This window comes from Streptomyces sp. ISL-12, assembly GCF_018614415.1.
In the GTDB taxonomy this organism is placed as follows: Bacteria; Actinomycetota; Actinomycetes; order Streptomycetales; family Streptomycetaceae; genus Streptomyces.
The window spans coordinates 1-23,053 of the sequence record NZ_JAGGOO010000098.1 but is presented as its reverse complement, the minus strand read 5'-3'; the positions used below and the strand labels follow the sequence as shown (position 1 = coordinate 23,053).

Below are 23,053 nucleotides of genomic sequence, written 5' to 3'. Positions count from 1 at the left end.
TCCTCACACCCCGGCGCGTTTCTGCGCCTCCGCGACGAGCCGTACCGCCTCCTCCACCTCCTCCTCGCTCCCCAGTACGAGCGCCAGGTCGTGCCCGGCGACGGTGATCTGGTCGGCGGCGGCGAACATGCCGGCGTCGGGCATCACCCGGGGCTCGGCGGCGGGGTCCTCGGCGAGCTGGGCCCGCCGGGACAGCTCCCTGGCCAGTTCCAGCGCCTCGGCGGCGGCCCCCCGTTGCAGTCTGCTCTGCGGGGCGGCCCGCAGACGGTCGGCGAAGTGCTCCAGCGCACCGGTCAGAGGCGTCGTATCAACCACGGCGTGAGCGTACGCGGCCCTCCGGGACTGTTGCCAACGGGCGAACGCTCAGGCACGGTGACCTGAAGGACCGGCTCACATCCCCTGTCGTCCGGAGGCGCCGATGTCCCATGTCCTCTCCGAGGAGACCCATCGCAATCTGCTCGCCCGCATCCCCCACTGCACCGGTCGTGAGGTCTCCGACTGGTTGCGCACCGTCGAAGAAGGCCCGGCTCTCTTCCGCTTCGAGGAGAAGGTCAGCTGGCTGCGGCACGAGTACGACCTCGCCTACGGCCACGCCAAGGCCATCGTCCACGAGTACGACCTGAGAAGGGCCGCGCGCAGGCTGCGCTGAGCGCGACCGGACACGCGAAGGGCCCCGGGCGGCACGCCGCCCGGGGCCCTTCCTCACACGTCTCACACGGTGCGTCAGTCGCTGCTGTTGAGGATCGCGATGAGCCGCAGGAACTCCAGGTACAGCCACACCAGCGTCAGGGTGAGGCCGAAGGCCGCGAACCAGGCCTCGTTGCGCGGAGCGCCGTAGGCGATGCCGTCCTCGACCTGCTTGAAGTCCAGGGCGAGGAAGCAGGCGCCGAGGATGACGCCGATGACACCGAAGAGGATGCCGAGGCCGCCGCTGCGGAAGCCGAGGCCGTCACCGCCGCCGAAGACCGCGAACAGCAGGTTCACCATCATCAGCAGCACGAAGCCGAGCGAGGCCGCCATCACGAAGCCGACGAAACGGCGGTTGACGCGGATCCAGCCGGCCTTGTAGGCCACCAGCACGGCGGCGAAGGTCGCCATGGTGCCGATGACCGCCTGCATGGCGGCGCCGTCGGCGATGCGGTTGTCGACGACGCTGGAGACGACGCCGAGGAAGACGCCCTCGAACGCCGCGTAGGCGAGGATCAGCGCCGGGGTCGGCGTCCGCTTGAAGGACTGGACGAGCGCCAGGACCATACCGATCAGGGCGGCGCCGATGGCGATGCCGTAGGACCGGCCGATGTTGGCGTCGTCGACCGGCAGGAGGGCCCAGGAGAGCGCGGCGGTGACGATGAGCACGCCGAGCGTGCTGCCGGTGCGCAGGACGACGTCGTCGATGGTCATCCGGCCGGTGGCGGCCGGCGCCTGCGGCGGAGCGCCGAGGTCCGTCTGGGCGTACGGGTTCTGCGCGTACGGGTTGCCGGTCGGCTGGGCGTACGGGTTGGCCTGCGTGGCGACGGCGGGTCCCCCGGCCTGCGGCGCGGTGTTGAAGCCCGCGTAGCCGTTGTCGCGGCTGAACCCCCGTCGCGAGAAGACCGGGTTTCTGCTCCTCATTTCACTCCTCCATGGCCACCGTGCGTGGCCTTGGCTCAAGAGTAATAGAACGGCAAAGGAATGACCCTAGTGCTTGGGGAGGATCTTTCCCTCGTCCTGCGAGAGAACACGCTGTCCGTCCGGGTGATTCCCCTCACTGGTCCCTACTGCCCCTTCACCGGCCCCTTACGCGAAGGGGAAGCCGGTGTACGCCTCCGCGAGGTCGGTCTCGGCGGCGCGGGAGGCGGCGATCCGCTCCAGCCGGGCCAGCTGGAGGCGGCCGTCGAAGCCGGTGGCGCCGGGGTCGGGGTGCAGCAGCGTCGTCATGTCGTAGGAGAACCGCTCGGCCTGCCAGACGCGGCGCAGGCAGGTGGCGGAGTAGGCGTCGAGCAGTCCGTCGGAGCCGGTCTCGCGCCGGTGGACCAGGGCCCGCGCGAAGGTGACGACGTCGCCGACGGCGAGGTTCAGGCCCTTGGCGCCGGTCGGCGGCACGATGTGGGCGGCGTCGCCGGCCAGGAAGAGGCGCCCGTGCCGCATGGGCTCGTGGACGTACGAGCGCATCGGCGTGACGGACTTCTGGGTGATGGGCCCCCGGCGGAGCGTCCAGTCGTCGTCGGTCTCGAACCGCCGCTCCAGCTCGTCCCAGATCTCCTCGTCGCCCCACGCCTCGGCGTCCGTGCCCTCGGGCACCTGGAGGTAGAGGCGGGAGACGGACGGGGAGCGCATGGAGAGCAGGGCGAAGCCGCGGTCGTGGCGGGCGTAGACCAGTTCGTCGTGCGAGGGGGCGACGTCGGCGAGGATGCCGAGCCAGCCGAACGGATACGTACGCTCGAACGTCTGCGCTATCGCCTCGGGTATCGCCTTGCGGGCGACGCCCCAGAACCCGTCGCACCCGACGACGTACTCGCACTCCAGCACGTCCTCGACCCCGTCCCGCCGGAACCGCACCCGGGGGCTGTCGCTCTCCGCCCCCTCCACGGCCAGCGCCTCCGTCTCGAACAGCAGCGGGCCGCCGTCCTGGAGCTGGAGGGCGATGAGGTCCTTGCACACCTCGGTCTGGGCGTAGACCGTCACGGACTTCCCGCCGGTCAGCGCCGGGAAGTCGACACGGTGCCGCTTCTTGCCGAACCGCAGCTCGATGCCGTCGTGCCGCAGCCCCTCCCGGTCCATGCGCTCGCCCGCGCCGGCCGCGCGCAGCACGTCCACCGTCCCCTGCTCCAGGATCCCGGCCCGCTGCCGCCGCTCGACGTACTCCCGGTCGCGGCTCTCCAGGACGACCGAGTCGATCCCGGCGTTGTGCAGCAGCCGGGCGAGCAGGAGCCCCGCGGGGCCGGCTCCGATGATGCCGACGGTGGTGCGCATCGGGCGTTCCTTTCGGTTGGCGTCATTGCCGTCTTGTTCGCACAGTGAAGTTTCCTTCACTGATGGCTGACGTGAGTTTCCGGCCGCGTCCGCCCGCTGTCAAGAGAAGGGCGCGTGCCGGCACGGGCGCGCGGGTCGCGGTGCCGGTCGTCCACGAGACCGAGGAGTGAAGGCGTGAAGGAGTGAAGAGGGCACGACCGCCGTCGGCGTCCGGCGCGGTACGCCGGCACGGCCAGGGTGCTGGAGCAGGGAGAGATTGTGCCCGGAGCCGGACTCGAACCGGCACGCCCGCGAAGGGGCAGCGAGGTTTAAGCTCGCCGTGTCTGCATTCCACCATCCGGGCAGGCCATGGGCTCCGCGTCGAGGATCGAGCCTATCGGGGCGCATCCCCCGGACAGCGGAAGGGTGGGCTGATGTTGTCTTATTTTATTGATGCCTGAGGGGTCATCAGCCACCCGAACAGACCATCCGCACTTGCCAATAGCCTTGCGCGCGACGGTCCGCCGCGCATGCGGAATGACGGAATTTCACCGTCCGAACGAGGGCGCTCCACCGGTTCTCGACCATGGCCGCGTCCGGACCCTGGATGACGGGCCGTCAGGGCGCGGGGTCATCCGCAGGTATGACGCGAACCCCCGGCGTCCGACCGAAGTCGCCCCCCGGAACGGGAACAGCGGCTGACTACAGGGCGGCCGGCGACCGGAACGATGATTCACGGATCCACTCCACAGGATTCCTCCCCGTCGTCGTCCTCACAGGAGCGCCTCCGTGACCACCGCAACCCCCATCGACCGGTCGACCGCCGTCGCCGCCCGCGCGGTGGAACTGTCCAAGATCTACGGCCAGGGCGAGACCCAGGTGGTCGCCCTGGACCGGGTCTCCGTCGACTTCCGGCAGGCCGAGTTCACCGCGATCATGGGGCCGTCCGGCTCCGGCAAGTCCACGCTGATGCACTGTGTCGCCGGGCTGGACACCTTCTCCTCGGGTTCGGTCCGCATCGGGGAGACCGAACTGGGCTCCCTGAAGGACCGGCAGCTCACCAGGTTGCGGCGGGACAAGATCGGGTTCATCTTCCAGGCGTTCAACCTGCTGCCGACCCTGACCGCCCTGGAGAACATCACGCTCCCCATGGACATCGCGGGCCGCAAGCCGGACAAGCAGTGGCTGGAGACCGTGATCGGGATGGTGGGGCTGGCCGACCGGCTGGGGCACCGGCCCACCCAGCTCTCCGGCGGCCAGCAGCAGCGCGTCGCCGTGGCCCGTGCGCTGGCCTCCCGGCCGGAGATCATCTTCGGTGACGAGCCGACCGGCAACCTCGACTCCCGCTCGGGCGCCGAGGTGCTGGGCTTCCTGCGCAACTCGGTGCGGGAGCTGGGGCAGACGGTGGTGATGGTGACCCACGACCCGGTCGCCGCGGCCTACGCGGACCGCGTGGTCTTCCTGGCGGACGGGCGGATCGTCGACGAGGTGTACGGGCCGACCGCCGACAAGGTCCTGGACCGGATGAAGCAGTTCGACGCCAAGGGCCGCACCAGCTGACCGTCCCCCGGAAACAGACCCCCGCCACCTCACGTCTGGACTGAGAAAACCCCCATGCTCCGTACCGCCTTGCGCAACGTCCTCGCGCACAAGGCCAGGCTGCTGATGACCGTGCTCGCCGTGATGCTCGGCGTGGCCTTCGTGTCGGGCACCCTGGTCTTCACCAACACCGTCTCCGCGGCGTACGAGAAGTCGTCCGCCAAGGGCTTCGACCAGGTCGACGTCTCCCTCACCGCGTCCTGGAACGAGGAGGACGAGGAGGAGACCGAGCTGACCCCGGCCCTCCTCGGCCAGGTGACCCGGACCGACGGCGTGGCCTCGGCCATCGGCAGCGTCACCGCCTCCGTCGCCCTCGCCGACAAGAACGGCGACCCGGTCGGCAACGGCTGGCAGGTCCGGGGGAGCAACTACTGGGGCACCGACGACCCCCGCTACCCGATCACCGCGGGTCACGCGCCGAAGGGCGCCGGCGAGGTCGCCCTCGACGCGCAGACCGCCGACCGCACCGGCTACCGGGTCGGGGACACGGTCCGCATGTCGGTCGACGGCCCGGTCCTCACCCCCACCGTCAGCGGCATCTTCAGCACCGACGACGGCAACGTCGCGGCGGGCGGCACCCTCGCCCTGTTCGACACGGCCACCGCGCAGAAACTCTTCGACCAGCAGGGCACCTACGACGAGATCATCGTGAAGGCGGACCCGGGCGTCGGCGAGAGCGCCCTGACGGCCGCGCTCGGCAAGGCCCTGCCGAAGGACACCGTCGAGATGACGACCGGCGCGGAGCTGGCCGCCGAGCAGGCCGAGATGACCGCCTCCTCGATGGACAGCCTGAAGCAGACCCTGCTGGTCGCCGCCGGCCTCTCGCTGTTCGTCGGCACCTTCCTGATCGCCAACACCTTCACCATGCTGGTCGCCCAGCGCACCAAGGAACTGGCGCTGCTGCGCGCCGTCGGCGCCTCGCGCCGCCAGGTCACCCGGTCCGTGCTGTTCGAGGCACTGGTCGTCGGCACGGTCGCCGCGGTCGCCGGTCTCCTCGCGGGCATCGGCATCGGCGCCGGGCTGCGCGCCCTGATGGACTCGCTCGGCGCGAACTTCCCGGACGGCCCGCTCGTCATCGGCGGGAGCACGGTCGTCGCGGCGCTCGCCGTCGGCGTCCTCATCACCGTGCTGGCCGCCTGGCTGCCCGGCCGCCGGGCCGCGAAGATCCCGCCGGTGGCCGCGATGAACAGCCTGCACGCCAAGCCGACCACCCGGTCGCTGGTCCTGCGCAACACCCTCGGCTCCCTGATCACGGCTGCGGGCGTCGCCGTCGTCCTGGCCGCGACCGCGGCGGGCGACGCCACGGGCGCCCAGGGCCCCATGGCGCTCGGCGCGGGGCTGGTCGTCATCGGCGTCTTCGTCCTCACCCCGCTGCTGTCCCGCCCGCTGATCGCGGCCTCGGCCCCGGTGCTGCGGATCTTCGGTGTCTCGGGCAAGCTGGCCCGCCAGAACGCGGTGCGCAATCCGCGCCGTACGGCGGCCACGGCCTCCGCGCTGATGATCGGGCTCACCCTCATCACCGGCATGACGGTGGCGGCGACCGGCGTGCAGAACGCGATCGACAAGATGGCCTCGGACTCCATCAAGGCCGACTACGTCGTGTCGATGGCGAACGGCGGCTACCTCTCCCCGGACGTCGAGCAGGACCTGGCCGCGGTCGACGGCGTCACCGCCGTCAGCCCGATGCGCAGCTCCTACTCGACCGTCGACGACCGGGACACGTCCCTGACCGGCGTCACCGGCTCCACGTTCGGGAAGCTGACCGACCTGCCGGTGACGGACGGCGCCTTCGAGATCGCCGGCACCCGGGTGGTCGTCGACGAGGAGACCGCGAAGGAGCACGGCTGGAAGAGCGGGTCCGCGTTCACCGCCGTCCTGGAGGACGACGCCAAGCAGAAGCTGACGGTCGCCGGGGTCTACGAGCCCAACGAGATGTTCCGCGGCATCATGCTCGACCTGGCGACGCTCGCCCCGCACCAGGAGGAGCCGGGCGACATGAACGTCATGGTGAAGACGGACGGCGGGACGTCCGAGGCGGCCAAGGACGCGCTGGCCGCGGCCCTCGGCGACAGCCCGGCCATCGTCGTCCAGGACAAGCAGGACATCTCCGAGGGCATCGCCCAGATGATCACCCTGATGCTGAACATCCTGTACGGCCTGCTGGCGATGGCGGTGATCGTGGCGGTCCTCGGTGTCGTCAACACCCTGGCCATGTCGGTGTTCGAGCGGTCCCAGGAGATCGGCATGCTCCGCGCGGTCGGCCTGGACCGCAAGGGGATCAAGCGGATGGTCCGGCTGGAGTCGCTGGTCATCTCCCTGTTCGGCGCGGTCCTGGGCATCGGCCTGGGCGTGTTCTTCGGCTGGGCCGCGGGTGAGCTGGTGGGCACCGAGCTGGCGACGTACGAGCTGGTGCTGCCGTGGGGCCGGATCGGGATCTTCCTGCTGCTGGCCGCGCTGGTCGGCGTCCTGGCCGCCCTGTGGCCGGCCCGGCGCGCGGCCCGTCTGAACCTGCTGACGGCCATCAAGACGGAGTAGCCGTACACGCGGCGAAGGGCCCCTTCCCCCGGCGGGGAAGGGGCCCCTCGCCGTCTTCGCCGTACCGCGGGTCAGTTCCAGGTACGGGCGCGCAGCGGCAGGCCCGAGGCACCGGACTCGGGGGTCTTCACGGCGAGGACCTGGTTGACGCCGATGCGGTTGCGCTCGAAGGAGAGCGCGGAGGCCGCCATGTACAGCCGCCAGACCCGGGCCCGGCCAGGGCTGACCAGCCGCACCGCCCGGTCCCAGCCGGCCTCCAGGTTGGCGACCCAGCGGCGCAGGGTGTGCGCGTAGTGCTCGCGGATCGCCTCCACGTCGCGCACCTCGAACCCGGCGCGCTCCAGCTGCCCGACGGTGGTGCCGACGGGGGCCAGCTCGCCGTCGGGGAAGACGTAGGAGTCGATGAACTCGTCCACGGAGTACGCCGACTCGTCGCGCTGCGGGCGGCGGGCGATCTGGTGGTTCAGCAGCCGTCCGCCGGGCTTGAGCAGGGCGTACAGGTCGCGGGCGTACTCCAGGTACTTCTCGGCGCCGACGTGCTCGGCCATGCCGATGGAGGAGATCGCGTCGTAGGGGCCGTCGGTGACGTCCCGGTAGTCCTGGACGCGGATCTCGATCCGGTCGGTGAGCCCCTCCTCGGCGATGCGCTTGCGGGCGTAGGCGGCCTGTTCCTGCGAGAGGGTGACGCCGACGACGGTGACGCCGTGCTCGCGGGCGGCGTGGATCGCCATGGAGCCCCAGCCGCAGCCGACGTCGAGCAGGCGCATACCGGGCTTCAGGTCCAGCTTGCGGGAGACGAGTTCGAGCTTGTCGCGCTGGGCGGTCTCCAGGGTGGCGCCCTCGGCCTCGGGGGCCGGCCAGTAGGCGCAGGAGTACACCATCGAGGGGCCGAGGACGAGTTCGTAGAAGTCGTTGCCGACGTCGTAGTGGTGGCTGATGGCGCGCTTGTCGGTGCGGCGGGTGTGCAGGTGGCCGCGGCGCCGGCGGATCTCCTCGGCGGGCGGGGCGGGCGGCAGCGGGGGGCCGGCCAGCTTGACCAGGCCGCGGACGGCGGCGCGCACCTCGGGGTCGCGCAGCGCCTGGCCGAGCGTACGGGCGTCCTCGCCGCGCTCCCAGATCAGCTCGGCGAGCAGGTCGAGGGCGGTGTAGAGGTCGCCGTCGATGTCCAGGTCGCCGGCCACCCAGGCGCGGGCCAGGCCCAGTTCGCCGGGTTTGAACAGCAGTCGGCGCAGGGCGCGGCGGTTGCGGACGACGAGCGTGGGTGCTCCGGGCGGGCCGGCCTCGGAGCCGTCCCATGCGCGGATGCGGACCGGGAGCGGGGTTCCCAGCACCTGTTCGACGAGGCTCTTCAGCCGCAACGCGGCGTCTGCCATGGCGCACACCTCCGTGAGACCGGATGTTTACTCACCACGTAAACACCGGACGGGGCGATGCGCAGTCCCGCGTCGGAGTCACGACTCCGCAAAATAGTTGTACGTCGCACCCAGTTACCCGGGGCGGGGACGGCGAAGGGGCCGTCCGCACCACGGATGGCGGACGGCCCCTTCGGGAACCACTGGACGAGGTGACCCGAGGTCAGGAGGCCTTGGCCTTCTCCTCGGTCTTGGCGGCGGCGACCGGGGCCGGCTTGGCGGCCTCGTAGAACTCCTCGCGCGGCGTCTCGACGGCGCCGAGCGAGACGACCTCGCGCTTGAGGAACATCCCGAGCGTCCAGTCCGCGAAGACACGGATCTTGCGGTTGAACGTCGGCATCGCCATGCCGTGGTAGGCGCGGTGCATGTACCAGGCGAGACGGCCCTTGAGCTTGATCTTCATCTTGCCCATGACGATCATCGCGACGCCCTTGTGCAGGCCGAGGCCCGCGACCGCGCCCTTGTTGGCGTGGCTGTACTCCTTCTGCGGGAAGCCCCGCATGCCGGAGACGACGTTGTCGCCGAGGACCTTGGCCTGGCGCAGCGCGTGCTGGGCGTTGGGCGGGCACCAGGCGTTCGGGTTGCCGTTCTTGCGGCCGACCAGGTCCGGGACCTGGGCGTTGTCGCCGGCGGCCCAGATGTAGTCGGTGCCCTGCACCTGGAGGGTGGCGGCGGTGTCGACGTGGCCGCGCGGGCCGAGCGGGAGACCGAAGCGGGACAGCACCGGGTTGGGCTTGACGCCCGCCGTCCACACGATCGTGTTGGCGTCGACCTCGAGGCCGTTCTTGAGCACCACGTGGCCGTCGACGCAGGAGTCCATGGAGGTGGAGAGGTAGATCTCGACCCCGCGGCTCTCCAGGTGCTCCTTGCCGTACTGGCCGAGCTTGGGGCCGACCTCGGGGAGGATCTTGTCGGCGGCGTCGACCAGGATGAACCGCATGTCCTCGCGGGACACGTTGTTGTACTCCTTGGCCGCGTCCCGGGCCATGTCCTCGACCTCGCCGATGGTCTCCGCGCCCGCGAAGCCGCCGCCGATGAAGACGAAGGTGAGCGCCTTGCGGCGGATCTCCTCGTCGGTGGTGGAGTCCGCCTTGTCCAGCTGCTCCAGGACGTGGTTGCGCAGGCCGATGGCCTCCTCCACGCCCTTCATGCCGATGCCCTGCTCGGCGAGGCCGGGGATCGGGAAGGTGCGGGAGACCGCGCCCATGGCGATGACCAGGTAGTCGAACGGCAGCTCGTACGCCTCGCCCGTCAGCGGGGCGATCGTGGCGACCTTGCGGTCCTGGTCGATGGTGGTGACCCGGCCGGTGAGGACCTCCGCCTTCGGCAGCACGCGTCGCAGGGGTACGACGACGTGGCGCGGGGAGATGTTGCCGGCGGCGGTTTCGGGAAGGAAGGGCTGGTAGGTCATGTACGACCGGGGGTCGACGACCGTGACGGTCGCCTCGCCGTAGCGCATCTTCTTGAGGATGCGCCGAGCTGCGTACAGGCCTACGTACCCACCGCCTACTACGAGGATCCTGGGACGCTCCGTGGTGCTCATGGCATCGAGTATCCACCTGCCCCGGGGGGGTGCTTCGTGCGCCCCTTCACAAGCTCGGGTAAGGGTCGTGTTACACTCCTCCGCCCGCGTGACGGAGGTCATGGCGCGGAACGGGAACCGCCGTGCGGTGCGCTCCGTTGTCAATGCCGCGTGAGCTGCCGCTCCGACCCTCCGGACCCGTCGGGAGACCGGTCCCGCGCGAACGTCCGAGCCTCTCTCATACCACGCTTCTGAACACGTTCAAAGGGCAGTTGGGCCCCCAAAAGGGTCAACGCGCGGCCGTTTGTCGCTCTTCGAGGCCCAATCTCTTGTGAAGAACTTCACGAAGTTTCCGGCGAGGACCCTCCACGAGCCGCCCCGGAACCCCGCCCCGCCCGCTCAGACGTTCCCCGACCTGCTCATACGACGGACTCCGCGGCACGTTCCCGTACCCCCTCACGGAGCCGTCACCCCTCGCCCGACCGTCCCTTTCATTACGTTTGTCCCATGAGCCCACACCGCCGCGTCACGGGGCTGCTGTCCCACGCCCCGGACCACGACGCCCCCACCGTGCCGCGGTGGGCGTGGTGGGCGCCGGTGGCGCTGACCGCGCTGGCCTGCGCCGTGGACCTGCCCACCCCGGGCGGGGTGAGCGGCGACGGACTGCTCATCCTCAGCTCCATGACGGCCGCCTGCGTGCTCCCGCTGCGCCGGGCGGTCCTGATCGCGTTCCTCAACACCGGCGCCGGCCTGCTCTTCCTCCTCGTCCGGCACCGGCACACCGACGGCGACCACGCCGTGGTCGACTTCTTCGCCCTGCTGGTCCTGGTCTGGGCGACCGTCCCGCTGTGCCGGCTGCGGCTCTTCCTGGACCGGCGGCTGCGGGACACCTCGCGGGCCGCGGAGTACGCCCAGCGGGCCGTACTGCCGCCGGTGCGCGCCTGGCTCGGCAGCACCTGGATCGCGGTGCGCTACGAGGCGGCCTCGCACGCCGCGGCCGTCGGCGGCGACCTCTACGCCGTCGAGCGGACGCCGTACGGGGTCCGGCTGCTCATCGGCGACGTACGCGGCAAGGGGCCCGCCGCGCTCCCCGCCGTGGCGGCGCTGGTGGGGTGCTTCCGGGAGGCCGCGCACCACACGCCGACGCTGACGCTGCTCGCCCGCCACCTCGACGCGGCGGTGACCCGGCACATCCGCGAGACGGCCGCCGTCCAGGCCGACACCTCGCCGTCGGGTCCGGGCGAGGAGTTCGTCACCGCCGCCGTCGCCGAACTGCCCCCGCACGGCGGCGAGGTGCGGCTGCTGAGCCGCGGCCACTGCCCCGCGTTCCTCGCCACCCGGGCGGGGGTGGAGCGCTGGGAGCCGGCCGACCCGGGCCTCCCCCTCGGCCTCGGCGACCTGGACCCCGGCCCGTGGGACCACGAGAGCCGCCCCTTCGCCCCCGGCGACCTGCTCCTGCTCTGCACGGACGGCCTGCTGGAGGCCCGCGACGCGCAGGGTGCCTTCTACTCCCCCGAGGCGGGCCTGCGCGACACCTGGCGCGAGGGCCCGCCGATCGCGGCCGACCACCAGACCCGCCTGGTCCACCGGCACGCCGACGGCGTCCTGCCGGACGACCTGGCGCTGATCGCGGTCACGGTCACGGAGACGGGGCCGCCGCAGGGAGCGGGGCGGACGTGACGGAGACGGACCGGCCCGTCGCCCGCCGATGCCGCGCCGGCAGGTCGAGTGCCCGGCACCGGGGACGTGTCAGCCGCCGACCGCGTCCTCGATCGCCTCGAAGATGTCCGCGTCCGTCTCCCGCTGCCACTCGGGAAGGGCCACCCAATCGGCCACGTATCCCGGCTTCGGGTCCTCGAAGTGCTTGTACATCTGCGCCGTCCAGGCGATCGCGACGAACCGGCCCTTCTGCTCACGGCTCAGCCGGGCGGCGTGCCCGTCACTCAGCTCAAGAAAATGGCGGACCTGTTCGTACACGGCGCCAGCAGCCTGCCGCTCCCACTCCGGCGTCGCGTCCCACGCAGTCACATAGCCCGCTTTCGGCTCGCCCGGAAAGTGCTTGCGCACTCCCGCGACCCAGGACTCACGAAACAGCCGGGCACCCTCGAAATCCGTCACGGCAACCTCTCTCGTCATGTCCCACTCAGTGCGGCGATCTGGGCGCCCAGCTCGGCGACGCGGCGATCGTCGACGATCGAACCGATCTCGGCCTGTAGCGCCTGAAGTTTACGAACGACGTACCCGGACGAAGACTGCCGGGCGAGGCGCAGCGCCTCGGTCGCACTGGTGAGCAATTGTTCGGTGTCCCGCCGCTTGGCCCCGATGGCGGCAAGGTTCACGAGCACGGCACCACGCCGCCGGGACGACTGGCCCCGGGCCAACGCGAGCTGCGTCAGCGCGATGTCGAGCGCAGCCTCCGCTTTGTCGAGTCGACCCAGCTGCGCATACCGGGCGCCACGTTCCTCGGCCAGACGTGATCCGTCGAATCGGAGCCACCCGCCGTTATGCGCGTGATCACCGAGGTGAACCACTTTCTCGGCCTCGTCAAGGGCACGCTCGCACTCCCGCAGATTCCCCAGTCCGGCGTACGCCTCGGCCCGCACTGACGCAACCCACTGCCGTGTCGACAGAGAGTGGTCACCGCGCTCGGCTACTCGCTCGGCCACCGACAGCAGCCCGACGGCCTCGCCGTACCGGCCGCTCGCCGTCTCCACGTACGCGTGCCGGACCAAGGCGCAGGCCCACAGGTCGAACGCCCTGGCTTCCTTACTCGCCGAGGCAGCGAGCGAGTACGCCGCCGCCGCGTCCGTATACCGATTCCTGTCGAACGCCAGCTCGCCCGCGAGCTGGAACAGGTCGCCTGCCGCTGCGCACAAGGCGGCAGGAGTCGACGGGCCGTCAGCGAGGTGTTCGTTCAGAGTAGTGAGCTGCCCGGTGACCACTGGCCGTACGGAGTGCTTTGAGCGGGCGAGTTGGTACACCTGCCAGAGGTGTTCGTTCATCCGCAGATACCCGGCCGCGTCGCTGCGTGCGGCATCTTCCGCAAGGGCGTCGGCTTCGTCTGCCGGCAGGGCGACAAGTGCTCCGGTCACCGCCAGAACGCGCATGAACTCACGTCGGATCATGTCTTCTTCCCCCGGGCCGTAGGCGTCGTGTGACGGCGCCCCCGCATCCGGTTCGGGGGACCCTGATGATTCTCTGATCAATGCGTCGAGCGTCAAAAGGTCAACGTGCAGCAACGCTGCCATCTTGGGCCGGTACTCCGGTTGCGGCTCGGTCTCTCCTCGATCCCACCTGCCGACCGTCGTGCGGTCGACGCCCAGCGCGGTGGCCATCCTCTCTTGACTGTAGCCCAGCGCTTTCCGCCGATCTTTGAGAGTCACACCGATTCCCTTCCCCCGCCGACGCCTGTCGGCACCTCGTCCGGCGTCCGTGCATCAGAGGTCCGTCAAGAGTGCCGCATCACTGCCGTGGTCACGTCCGAACCACTGCGGTTCCCTTGAAAGGGTCACTTCCGACCAAGAAGCCGCAAAGGACGCCCGATGTCCCTCGACAGGTGGACCGCCCGCTCCATCTCACAAGCTCTCACGCATGTACCTTTCCCTCACATACTGTTTCTGCGTAGTCGGCAAGAATCAGTTGCCGAGGCACGGCTTTTCGTCCATGAGTACCTCGCTGTCAACGCTCCCGACGTGAGCGAGGACCACTGCGATCAGGCCACGTTGGTCGTAAGCGAACTCGTCACCAACGCCGTGCGTCACGGCAGTACCCCCGGAGAACTCCTCCGCGTGACGGTCGACGCCGACGACTCCCGTACTCGCATCGAGGTTCACGACTCCGTCCGTCGGCGCCCCCACATGCGCGCCGCACCATGCGACGACGGTTCCGGACGCGGACTGATGCTCGTCGACGCTCTGTGCCTCGGGAGCTGGGGATCGCGTGACACCACGACGGGAAAGGCCGTGTGGGCCGAGCTGCGCACGTCGTAGCCGCTTTCCACGCGGCCGCTGATGGATCGCCACTCGCACACATGTCCTGCGTCGCCCCTCAACAAGGGAGCCAAAGTCATGGAACAGTTCGAGCGTGCTCGGCTTGATGCCTATTTTGCGCGCATCACGGAGGCCCTTGCGCCAGCTGAGCGCCCGTCGTCCATTCTGATCACACACCTGCTTCCCGAGCGCCCCGCTTTCGTCCACGCAGTGGCCACGACCAGCACCCTTCGGGCCGTTCTTCCCAAACCGAAGTCCATCGACCCGGCCGCTCTCCGTACGGTCGAAAAGGTGACGCCCTGTGACTCTCTGTCGCGCGAGATGTTCGAGGACCCGGATACCGCAGTCGAGTACCTGGAGTCACGCGCGGCCGGCGAGTCCGTCGTCCTGCTCGACGTGGGCGGCTATTTCGCCCCGTCCGTCGACGCCCTATGCGACCGCTTCTCCGGACGCGTGCTCGGCGTCGTCGAGGACACCGAGAACGGACACCGCCGCTACGCCGACCGCGACGAGTTGCCCTGTCCTGTCGTCTCCGTCGCCCGTTCCCCGCTCAAAGACCCTGAGGACTTCCTCGTAGGGCAGTCGGTCGTGTTCTCCGCCGAAGCGCTCATGCGTGGCCGTGGCGACATCCTGCACGGCCGGCCGGCCCTCGTGATCGGGTTCGGCAAGCTCGGCTCCTCCATCGCCCGCCTGCTGCATGCCAAGGGCGTCCAGGTCACCGTGCACGACGTCGATCCAGTACGGCAGACACAAGCCCTCTCGCAGGGCTTCACCGTGGCACGCGACCGAGACACCGCCCTGCGGGGCGCCGGCCTCGTGCTGTGTGCCACCGGCGCCGTATCCCTGCGAGGCGAGGACTTCGCCACGTTGCGGAACGGGGCGTACGTCGCGACCGTGACCTCGTCCGAGGACGAACTCGACCTCGCGGCCCTCCCCCGCGTCTACCAGCGAGCACCCCAGGGCGAGCACGTCACTCGCTACTCGACGACCGGCCACTACTTCTACCTGCTCAACGGGGGAAACGCCGTCAACTTCCTGCACGGCGCCCACGTCGGGCCTTTCATCTTCCTCGTACAGTCCGAGATCCTCGCCGGCATCCGGATGCTGTCCCGGGGCGGTCTCAACCCCGGCATGCATGAGGCGGACGCCTGCGATCGCGCAGCCATCGCGGCGACGTGGCTGAGCTACTACAACCGATAGAGCAACGGAAACGGAGTAATCATGCCGATCACGGCCCAGCATGTACGCGAGACGGTCGACGCCTACCTCGCCGAGCATCCCGACGAGCGGACCGCCCTGTCAGGGCTTGTCGCAACGCTCGGCCAGGTGGGCGACTCGGTCACGTCCCGCAAAGAGTTCCGCGGCCACACCACGGCCGGTGCTGCCGTGCTACGTCCCGACGGCCTCGTACTCACCGTCGAGCATCGGGTGCTGCGGACGTGGCTGCTGCCCGGGGGGCACGTCGAGAACAGCGACCTGACCCTCATGGACGCGGCCCTGCGCGAACTGGCCGAGGAGACCGGCATCAGCCCCGACTGCGTCACGCCCCACAGTGGCCTGCCGCTGCACATCGATACGCATTCGATCCCGGCGAACCCCGCAAAGGGCGAGCCCGGACATCTCCACTTCGACTTCCGGTATCTCTTCCGGACCACGGCAGACCTGGTCGAGCTGCAAGAGGAGGAGGTCACGGCCTACTCCTGGAGGTCTGCCGGAACACTGGCGGCCGGACGGCTGCGCACCCGCGTGATGGACGCTGCGCGGTAGCACATCAGTGCAGGTCACTCGGAAGGGAGGAGCCGGGCGGTGATCTCACGGTCGCGGGAGCCCGGAATTGCCGCGCCAAGTCCAGGCCGCATCGACGTCCCGCCCGGAGGCACCGCCGATACTTCGACCGCGGCCTGTAGGCCATCAAGCCACCGACCAGGCGATCCCGTCCAGGATGTCGTGCTCGCTGACCACGACCTCCGCCGCACCCGTCCGTTCCATGATCGTCCGCAGGACGAGAGCCCCCGCGCCGATGACGTCGACGCGGCCCGGGTGCATGGAGGGGATCGCGGCGCGTTCGGCGTGGGTGGAGTGGAGGAGGCGGGCGGTGATCTCGTCCACCTGGGCGCGGGTGACGCGGGAGTGGTGGATGGCCGTCGAGTCGTACGCGGGCAGGTCCTGGGCGATCGCGGAGATCGTCGTCACCGAGCCGGCCAGGCCGACCAGCGTGCGCGCCTCGCCCAGCGGAACCGTCTGCTCCGCCAGGTCCAGGGCCGCCTCGATGTCGGCCCGCATCGCCGCGATCTGCTCCTCGGCGGGCGGGTCGGTCACCGCGCCCTCGCGCACCAGGTGCCGTTCGGTCATCCGGACGCAGCCGACGTCGACCGAGCGGGCGGCGCGGACGTGGTCGTCACCGACGACGAACTCCGTGGAGCCGCCGCCGATGTCCACGACCAGGAAGGGGCGGTGCAGGTCGGCGCGGCCGGACAGCTCCTTGGTGGCGCCGGTGAAGGAGAACTCGGCCTCCTGGCCGCCGGTGATCACCTCGGGTTCGACGCCGAGGATGTCCAGCACCCCGCGCACGAAGTCGTCGCGGTTCTCGGCGTCGCGGGAGGCGGAGGTCGCCACGAAGCGGACCCGCTCGGCACCCTGCCGCTCGATGACCTCCGCGTACGCGCGGCAGGCGGCGAAGGTCCGCTCCAGGGCCTCGGGGGCGAGCCGTCCGGTGCGGTCGACGCCCTGGCCGAGGCGCACGATCGTCATCCGGCGGTCCAGTTCGGCCAGCTCGCCCGTGGCCGGGTCCGCGTCGGCGACCAGCAGCCGGATGGAGTTGGTACCGCAGTCCACGGCGGCGACACGGGTCACTTCTCGTCCTCCCCACAGGCGGTGGTCACGCACGGGCCCTTGCGCCACCACTCCGGCAGCATCCCGATCGCCTCGTCGCCCAGCGGGTTCACGCCGGGACCGGCGGCCAGCGAGTGGGCGACCAGCACGTGCAGGCACTTGACCCGGTCGGGCATGCCGCCCGCGCTCGGGAAGCCGGTCAGCTCCTCGATCTCGTCGCGGCGCCGGATGTAGTCCTCGTGCGCGGCGCGGTACGCGGCGGCCAGCTCCGGGTCGGTGGCGAGCCGCTCGGTCATCTCCTTCATCACCCCGTCGGCCTCCAGGGTGCCGATCGCGGAGGCCGCCCTGGGGCACGTCAGGTAGTACAGCGTCGGGAACGGCGTGCCGTCCGGCAGCCGGGGGGCGGTCTCCACGACGTCCGGCTGCCCGCAGGGGCACCGGTGCGCGATCGCGCGCAGTCCGCGCGGCGGACGGCCCAGTTGCTGGCGGAACGCGTCGACGTCCGCGTCGGTGGGCTCGGTGCGCGGGGTGGGCGGCGGGGGCGTGTGCATGGCTGGCTTCTGTCGGTCTTCCTGTGGGTTCTGCGGGTGACGTGCTACGGGTGGCTGAGGACGGCGGCGTCGGCATCGGCGGCGTCGGCCTTGTCGACGCCGTCCCAGAGCGTGCGGTACCAGGGCCGGCCGGCGGCCCCGAGACCGGTCCGCGACTGCTCGGCGGCGCCCGGGTCGACGACGATGTAGCCCGTCTCCCCCGGCATCACGTAGTGCAGCCGTTGCCGGATCTGCTGCTCGGCGTAGGCGTCGTCCTGCCAGCGTGCCTTGAGGTCGCGCAGGTCCTCGACCCGCTGCCGCGCCTGCTCCTTCTCCCGCTGGAGCTCGGCGATCTCGGCGCGCTGGGCGACGTACTGCCGTATCGGGTAGGCGAGCACCACGACCAGTGAGCAGATCACCATCACCAGCAGGGCCGCCCGGCCGGTCAGCCGGGAGCGGCGGGCCTGGCGCTTGGTCTGCGAGCGGTAGACCCGGGCGGCGGTCTGCTCGCCGAGCGCCCTGATCCTGGTCGCGGTGGAGAAACGGTCCCGGTCCCTCACGGCCATCTCGTTTCCCGCCTCCCGTGCACACGCGTACGTCCCCGCACACGGTACGGGACCGGGTACGGGGACGTACGTACGACGCTGCCTTCTGCCGGGCTGGTCAGCCCTTGAAGCGCGGGAAGGCGCTGCGGCCGGCGTACACCGCGGCGTCGTCGAGGATCTCCTCGATGCGCAGCAGCTGGTTGTACTTGGCGACGCGCTCGGAGCGGGCCGGGGCGCCGGTCTTGATCTGGCCGCAGTTGGTGGCGACGGCGAGGTCGGCGATGGTGACGTCCTCGGTCTCGCCGGAGCGGTGGGACATCATGCACTTGAAGCCGTTGCGCTGGGCCAGCTCGACGGCGTCCAGGGTCTCGGTCAGCGAGCCGATCTGGTTGACCTTGACGAGCAGCGCGTTGGCGGCGCCCTCCTCGATGCCGCGGGCCAGGCGCTCCGGGTTGGTGACGAACAGGTCGTCACCGACGAGCTGGACCTTGTCACCGAGCTTGTCGGTGATGGTCTTCCAGCCCTCCCAGTCGTCCTCGAACAGCGGGTCCTCGATGGAGACCAGCGGGTAGGCGTCGACCAGCTCCGCGTAGTACTCCGTCATCTCGGCGGCGGTGCGCTCCTTGCCCTCGAAGGAGTAGACGCCGTCCTTGTAGAACTCGGAGGCGGCGACGTCCAGGGCCAGGGCGATCTGCTCGCCGGGGGTGTAGCCGGCCTCCTTGATCGCCTCCAGGATGAGGTCGAGGGCGGCGCGGTTGGAGTCCAGGTTCGGGGCGAAGCCGCCCTCGTCGCCGAGGCCGGTGGACAGGCCCTTGTTCTTCAGGACCTTCTTCAGCGTGTGGTAGACCTCGGCGCCCCAGCGCAGGGCCTCGGAGAAGGACTCCGCGCCGATCGGGGCGATCATGAACTCCTGGATGTCCACGTTGGAGTCGGCGTGCGAGCCGCCGTTCAGGATGTTCATCATCGGAACGGGCAGCAGGTGCGCGTTCGGACCGCCCAGGTAGCGGAAGAGGGGGAGGTCGGACGCCTCGGAGGCGGCGTGGGCGACGGCCAGGGAGACGCCGAGGATGGCGTTGGCGCCGAGCGAGCCCTTGTTGTCGGTGGCGTCCAGGTCGAACATGGCCTGGTCGATCAGGCGCTGCTCGGTGGCGTCGTAGCCGACCAGCTCCGGGCCGATCTGCTCGATGACGGCGAGGACGGCCTTCTCCACGCCCTTGCCCAGGTAGCGGTTCGAGTCACCGTCACGCAGCTCGATGGCCTCGAAGGCACCGGTGGAGGCACCGGACGGAACGGCGGCACGACCCGTGCTGCCGTCGTCGAGGCCGACCTCGACCTCGACCGTGGGGTTGCCTCGGGAGTCCAGGATTTCCCGGGCTACGACGACGTCGATGGACGGCACGAGCATCTCCTTCTTCAATGTGACGCTTCTGTGTGACGCGGGTGCGCGGCACGCAGCGGCTCTGCGGGTCCGAGCCTAACCGGCTCCGGGAGATCGGCCAGCCGGTCACCCACCCGTTGTGCGGAACCGAGAGTAAATTGTTTCTGAACGGAACAAAGCAGGGGGGCGTTTCGGCCGTCATGTTCCGGACATGCCCCCGCCCCGGCGCGTACGGGGGAGGACGCGCCGGGGCGGGGAGCCTGTGAGCCGTCAGCCGAGGTGCAGCTGCTGGCCCGGGTAGATGAGGTCGGCGTCGTCGACGATGTCGTCGTTCAGCTCGAACAGCTTCGCCCAGCCGCCGTCGACGTCGTGCGCCTCGGCGATGGAGCTGAGGGTGTCGCCCTTGACGACCTTGTACTCGCCGTCGCCCTTCTCGACCTTCGTGCCGGTCGGGGTGGTGACGGTCTCCTCGGACTTCTGCGCGGTCTCGGCGGCCGGGCGCTCCTGGGAACGGGAGGCCGGCTGCTCCTGGGTCTCACGGGTCTCGGTGGAGCCGCTGGAGCCGCTGCTCTGGCTGTCGGAGGAGGAGGACGACGAGGAGGACGAGGAGCCGGTGTAGCCGCCGGCGCCCGACAGGCCCGTGCCGCAGGTCGGCCAGGCGCCCTTGCCCTGAGCCGCGAGGACCTTCTCGGCGACCTGGATCTGCTGGTCCTTGCTGGCCTGGTCGGCGGTGGAGGCGTACTGCGTGCCGCCGTACGCCGCCCAGGTGGACGCGGAGAACTGCAGACCGCCGTAGTAGCCGTTGCCGGTGTTGATGGACCAGTTGCCGCCGGACTCGCACTGGGCGACGGTGTCCCACTCCGACTCGGTGGCGGCGGAGGCGTTGCCGGCCGCCATCAGCGGGGCGGCGACGGCGGCACCGGTCACGCCGGCGATGGCGATGGCGCGAGTGGCCTTGGACGGACGACGGTGCTTGCCCCTGCTGGAGAACAGCATGGAAGATCCCCTCACCGACGCCTGCGAGGTGAGCTGTCGGGTTCGGGCCGGTTGAGTTGCCCGGCCGGGTCCCTCACGGGACTCGGCTCCACCCCTAGCCGCTCCGGCTCAACTGCCCGGTGCGGCGACTTACCTTGGGTCCCCCGCTCCTGCCTTCGGCGCTTGCGCGACGACTGTTCCCGGACTGCCGCTGGCAGGATTCGGCGTTGCGGCGGCCGGGGCCCGCGATGGCGAGCGGTCATGACCGTAGACAGGCCCCCGGTGGATTTTCAAAGACGATCAGGGCTTCTGAGACCTATCTCTCACGGCGTTTAATACGGACATTCACCCTTAACCGTGACGCGAACTGCCGTCACTTTTCGACCGGTTCGACCCCAACAGCAAGCTTCTGACCGGGCAGGATGTGGTCGGGGTCGGTGCCGACGGCGTCCTTGTTCGCGGCGTAGAGGGAGGACCATCCCCCGCCGAGCTCAAGGGAGTCGGCGATGGACCAGAGACTGTCGCCGGCGCGGACGGTGTACGTCCCGTCGCCCGTCTCGCGCGCCGTCTCGTCGTCGCGCGAGGCGTGCCGCCCCGAGGACGACTCCGAACGGCCTTTCGCCGTCTCCTCGTCGGCACTGCCACCGCGGTGCCGGCCGGTGCCGGTCCCGCCGGCCGTGTCGCCCTCGCCGGTCTTGGTGAGGCTCGAAATGGCGGGAGTCGGTTCGAGGTTGCCGGCGCTGCCGGTGGTGCCGGAGGTGTCCGTGGTGTCGCGCTTGGTGGTGGCCGCGTCGCTCGCCTCCTCGACGGGGGAGGCGGAATCGGACGATGTGTCGGAGTCAGCCGATTCGTCGTCGGTGTCCGGAGTGTCGGCGGACGGAGTGTCGGACGGGGAGGCCGAGGAGCCGGAACCGGAGCCGGAGCCGGAGCCCGAGTCGGAGTCGGAGTCGGAGTCGGAGCCGTCCGAAGTGTCGCTCTTGTCGGCCGAGTCGGTGGTGTCGCTGGTACCGGTCGAGTCCTTCGAACCGGCAGACCCCGAGGAGGCGGAGGAATCGGTCGAACCGGATGAACCATCCGAACCACTCGAACCATCCGACTCCGCATCCGATGACGACGACTCGGACGAATCGCCCGACGAGCCGTCACCCGACGCGCCGCCGTCCAGCCCGGCGAGCAGTCCGCAGGTCGGCCAGGCGGCGATGCCCTGGGCCGCCAGGACCTTCTCGGCCACGCGGATCTGCTGGGAGCGGCTGGCCTGGTCGGCGGTGGTGGCGTACTCGAGGCCGCCGAACGCCTCCCAGTCCTCCTGGGACAACTGCAGACCGCCGTAATAACCGTTGCCGCTGTTCTGGCTCCACGCGCCGCCGGTCTCGCACTCGGCGACACGGTCCCAGGACGCGCCGTCGGCCGCGTGGGCGCCGGTGGCTCCGAGGAGCGGGATCGCGATGGCGGAGCCGGTGACTCCGGCAGCGACGACCAGGGCCGGGGCCTGGCGGGGGCGACGGTGTCGGCCGTTCCCGGAGAGCATGCGGAGACCTTTCACGAGACAGCAGGGCCCGCACGGCGGTTGGTGCTCGGTGCCGCGCTGATCCGTGAACGTATAGGCATACGATCACTCATCACAAGTTCATGCCGTGTAGATCACATGGAGATCACAGTGATGACGGCGCGTCACCTTTGCGGGTGCGACGGATCGTTCACTCAGGCGCGGTGAACGACACCGGCAGGGTCCGCAGACCCCTCATGATGAGGCCGCCGCGCCAGCGCAGTTCGGCCGGATCGGCGGCGAGGCGCAGGTCGGGCAGGCGGGTCAGGAGCGTGGCGAGCGCGGTCTGGCCCTCCAGGCGGGCCAGCGGGGCGCCGAGGCAGTAGTGGATGCCGTGGCCGTAGCCGAGGTGCTGGCTGTCCTTGCGGGAAAGGTCCAGGGTGTCGGGGTCCGTGAAGCGCGCCGGGTCGCGGTCGGCGGCGGCCAGGACGACGAGGACCGGGTCGCCGACGGCGATGTCCTGCCCGCCGAGGGTGAGCGGCCGGGTGGCGAACCGCCAGGTGGCCAGTTCCACCGGGCCGTCGAAGCGCAGGAGTTCCTCCACGCCGGTCTCCAGCAGGCCGCGCTCACCGGCCGCGAGCGACTCCTGGAGGCGGGTGCGCTGACCGGGGTGGGTGAGCAGGGCGTACGTGCCGTTGCCGATGAGGTTGACGGTGGTCTCGAAACCGGCGAAGAGGAGGATGAACGCCATCGCGGCGGCCTCGTTCTCGGTGAGGTGCTCGCCCTCGTCGGAGGCGCGGATCAGGCCGGAGATGAGGTCCTCGCCGGGCGCCGGCTCGGGCGGCAGCGCCTGGCGTTTGCGGTGGATGAGGTCGGCGAGGTAGCCGCGCATCTTCTTCACCGACCGCGCGACCCCGCCCCGGGGGCCGCCGCCGTGCCGGATCATCATGCCCGCCCAGTCCCGGAAGTCGTCCTGGTCCTCGCGGGGGACGCCGAGCAGGTCGCAGATGGCGTAGATGGGGAGCGGGAAGGCGTAGTCGTGGATGAGGTCGGCGCTGCCGGCGCGCGCGAACCGGTCGATGAGCTGGTCGGCGAGTTCCTGCACGCGGGGCGCGAACTCGGCGACGCGGCGCGGGGTGAACGCCTTGCTCACCAGCCGGCGCAGCCGGGTGTGGTCCGGCGGGTCGATGTTGAGCAGGTGCGTCATCAGCTCCGCCTTGCGCTCCCCCGGGATGCCGGTCTTGCCCTTGGCGTGCGCGGGTTCGGCGTGATGCGCCGGGTTCTTCGACAGCCGGGGGTCGGCGAGCGCCTGCCGGGCG

General features: G+C 70.4%; 21 protein-coding genes, 1 tRNA gene and 1 riboswitch. Of the genes, 7 read left to right on the top strand and 15 right to left on the bottom strand.

Annotation, left to right across the window (positions count from 1 at the left end):
- Nucleotides 1–3: 3 nt before the first annotated feature.
- Nucleotides 4–315, bottom strand: a complete 312-nt coding sequence (locus J7I94_RS25725; protein WP_215170510.1) for a hypothetical protein — start codon at nt 313–315, stop codon at nt 4–6.
- Between the two features lie 103 nt (nt 316–418).
- Between J7I94_RS25725 and J7I94_RS25720 the strand changes: the two genes are divergently transcribed.
- Entirely contained in the window at nt 419–649 is a 231-nt protein-coding gene (locus tag J7I94_RS25720) for a DUF4287 domain-containing protein (protein ID WP_215170508.1), read from the top strand.
- Nucleotides 650–723: 74 nt separating this feature from the next.
- Here the strand turns inward: J7I94_RS25720 and J7I94_RS25715 are convergent, their stop codons facing one another.
- From J7I94_RS25715 to J7I94_RS25705, 3 genes are all read right to left on the bottom strand, one after another.
- Nucleotides 724–1,611, bottom strand: a complete 888-nt coding sequence (locus J7I94_RS25715) for a Bax inhibitor-1/YccA family protein (RefSeq protein WP_215170506.1) — start codon at nt 1,609–1,611, stop codon at nt 724–726.
- 165 nt (nt 1,612–1,776) lie between these two features.
- Nucleotides 1,777–2,952, bottom strand: coding sequence for a 4-hydroxybenzoate 3-monooxygenase (locus J7I94_RS25710; RefSeq protein ID WP_215170505.1), 1,176 nt, complete (start codon nt 2,950–2,952; stop codon nt 1,777–1,779).
- A gap of 259 nt (nt 2,953–3,211) precedes the next feature.
- A tRNA-Leu gene (locus J7I94_RS25705) sits at nt 3,212–3,295 on the bottom strand.
- Between the two features lie 425 nt (nt 3,296–3,720).
- On the opposite strand from J7I94_RS25705, the gene J7I94_RS25700 reads away from it, so the two are divergent.
- The gene (locus tag J7I94_RS25700; protein WP_215170503.1) at nt 3,721–4,491 is read left to right on the top strand and encodes an ABC transporter ATP-binding protein; all 771 of its coding nucleotides are present in this window, start codon (nt 3,721–3,723) and stop codon (nt 4,489–4,491) included.
- A gap of 54 nt (nt 4,492–4,545) precedes the next feature.
- The gene (locus J7I94_RS25695) at nt 4,546–7,065 is read left to right on the top strand and encodes an ABC transporter permease (RefSeq protein ID WP_215170501.1); all 2,520 of its coding nucleotides are present in this window, start codon (nt 4,546–4,548) and stop codon (nt 7,063–7,065) included.
- A gap of 71 nt (nt 7,066–7,136) precedes the next feature.
- Here the strand turns inward: J7I94_RS25695 and J7I94_RS25690 are convergent, their stop codons facing one another.
- Nucleotides 7,137–8,438, bottom strand: a complete 1,302-nt coding sequence (locus J7I94_RS25690; protein WP_215170499.1) for a cyclopropane-fatty-acyl-phospholipid synthase family protein — start codon at nt 8,436–8,438, stop codon at nt 7,137–7,139.
- 202 nt (nt 8,439–8,640) lie between these two features.
- Complete coding sequence (locus J7I94_RS25685) at nt 8,641–10,020, bottom strand: NAD(P)/FAD-dependent oxidoreductase (protein WP_215170497.1); 1,380 nt, start codon at nt 10,018–10,020, stop codon at nt 8,641–8,643.
- A gap of 486 nt (nt 10,021–10,506) precedes the next feature.
- Between J7I94_RS25685 and J7I94_RS25680 the strand changes: the two genes are divergently transcribed.
- The gene (locus J7I94_RS25680; protein WP_215170496.1) at nt 10,507–11,679 is read left to right on the top strand and encodes a PP2C family protein-serine/threonine phosphatase; all 1,173 of its coding nucleotides are present in this window, start codon (nt 10,507–10,509) and stop codon (nt 11,677–11,679) included.
- Nucleotides 11,680–11,748: 69 nt separating this feature from the next.
- Here the strand turns inward: J7I94_RS25680 and J7I94_RS25675 are convergent, their stop codons facing one another.
- Both J7I94_RS25675 and J7I94_RS25670 read right to left on the bottom strand, forming a co-directional pair.
- On the bottom strand, nt 11,749–12,117 hold the full coding sequence (locus tag J7I94_RS25675) for a hypothetical protein (RefSeq protein ID WP_215170494.1): 369 nt from the start codon (nt 12,115–12,117) through the stop codon (nt 11,749–11,751).
- Nucleotides 12,118–12,131: 14 nt separating this feature from the next.
- Entirely contained in the window at nt 12,132–13,382 is a 1,251-nt protein-coding gene (locus J7I94_RS25670; protein ID WP_215170492.1) for a helix-turn-helix domain-containing protein, read from the bottom strand.
- A 159-nt stretch (nt 13,383–13,541) separates the two neighbouring features.
- Here J7I94_RS25670 and J7I94_RS25665 point away from each other — a divergent pair, with 159 nt between their 5' ends.
- The 3 genes from J7I94_RS25665 (at nt 13,542) to J7I94_RS25655 (ending at nt 15,755) form a co-directional block, all read left to right on the top strand.
- The gene (locus J7I94_RS25665; RefSeq protein ID WP_215170490.1) at nt 13,542–13,988 is read left to right on the top strand and encodes an ATP-binding protein; all 447 of its coding nucleotides are present in this window, start codon (nt 13,542–13,544) and stop codon (nt 13,986–13,988) included.
- Between the two features lie 78 nt (nt 13,989–14,066).
- Complete coding sequence (locus J7I94_RS25660) at nt 14,067–15,188, top strand: adenosylhomocysteinase (protein ID WP_215170488.1); 1,122 nt, start codon at nt 14,067–14,069, stop codon at nt 15,186–15,188.
- Nucleotides 15,189–15,209: 21 nt separating this feature from the next.
- Nucleotides 15,210–15,755, top strand: a complete 546-nt coding sequence (locus J7I94_RS25655; protein WP_215170486.1) for an NUDIX hydrolase — start codon at nt 15,210–15,212, stop codon at nt 15,753–15,755.
- Nucleotides 15,756–15,899: 144 nt separating this feature from the next.
- On the opposite strand, the gene J7I94_RS25650 is transcribed toward J7I94_RS25655, so the two are convergent.
- The 7 genes from J7I94_RS25650 to J7I94_RS25620 form a co-directional block, all read right to left on the bottom strand.
- A complete protein-coding gene (locus J7I94_RS25650) occupies nt 15,900–16,841 on the bottom strand; it encodes a Ppx/GppA phosphatase family protein (protein WP_215170484.1) in 942 nt (313 codons plus the stop codon).
- Nucleotides 16,838–17,371 (bottom strand): DUF501 domain-containing protein, encoded by a 534-nt coding sequence (locus tag J7I94_RS25645; RefSeq protein WP_215170482.1) that lies wholly within the window; start codon nt 17,369–17,371, stop codon nt 16,838–16,840. The genes J7I94_RS25650 and J7I94_RS25645 overlap by 4 nt, the downstream gene beginning before the upstream one ends.
- Before the next feature lie 44 nt (nt 17,372–17,415).
- Entirely contained in the window at nt 17,416–17,916 is a 501-nt protein-coding gene (locus J7I94_RS25640; protein WP_215170480.1) for a septum formation initiator family protein, read from the bottom strand.
- 97 nt (nt 17,917–18,013) lie between these two features.
- Nucleotides 18,014–19,294 carry a phosphopyruvate hydratase gene (eno, locus tag J7I94_RS25635; RefSeq protein WP_215170478.1) on the bottom strand — a complete coding sequence of 427 codons (1,281 nt, stop codon included), beginning with the start codon at nt 19,292–19,294 and terminating at the stop codon, nt 18,014–18,016.
- 249 nt (nt 19,295–19,543) lie between these two features.
- Nucleotides 19,544–20,269: a transglycosylase family protein gene (locus J7I94_RS25630; protein ID WP_215170476.1), complete on the bottom strand. Its 726-nt coding sequence runs from the start codon at nt 20,267–20,269 to the stop codon at nt 19,544–19,546.
- A 3-nt stretch (nt 20,270–20,272) separates the two neighbouring features.
- Nucleotides 20,273–20,440, bottom strand: a riboswitch (cyclic di-AMP (ydaO/yuaA leader).
- A 181-nt stretch (nt 20,441–20,621) separates the two neighbouring features.
- A complete protein-coding gene (locus tag J7I94_RS25625) occupies nt 20,622–21,776 on the bottom strand; it encodes a transglycosylase family protein (RefSeq protein WP_215170474.1) in 1,155 nt (384 codons plus the stop codon).
- 169 nt (nt 21,777–21,945) lie between these two features.
- The coding region (locus tag J7I94_RS25620; protein WP_215170472.1) for a cytochrome P450 at nt 21,946–23,053 on the bottom strand (1,108 nt) is incomplete at its 5' end.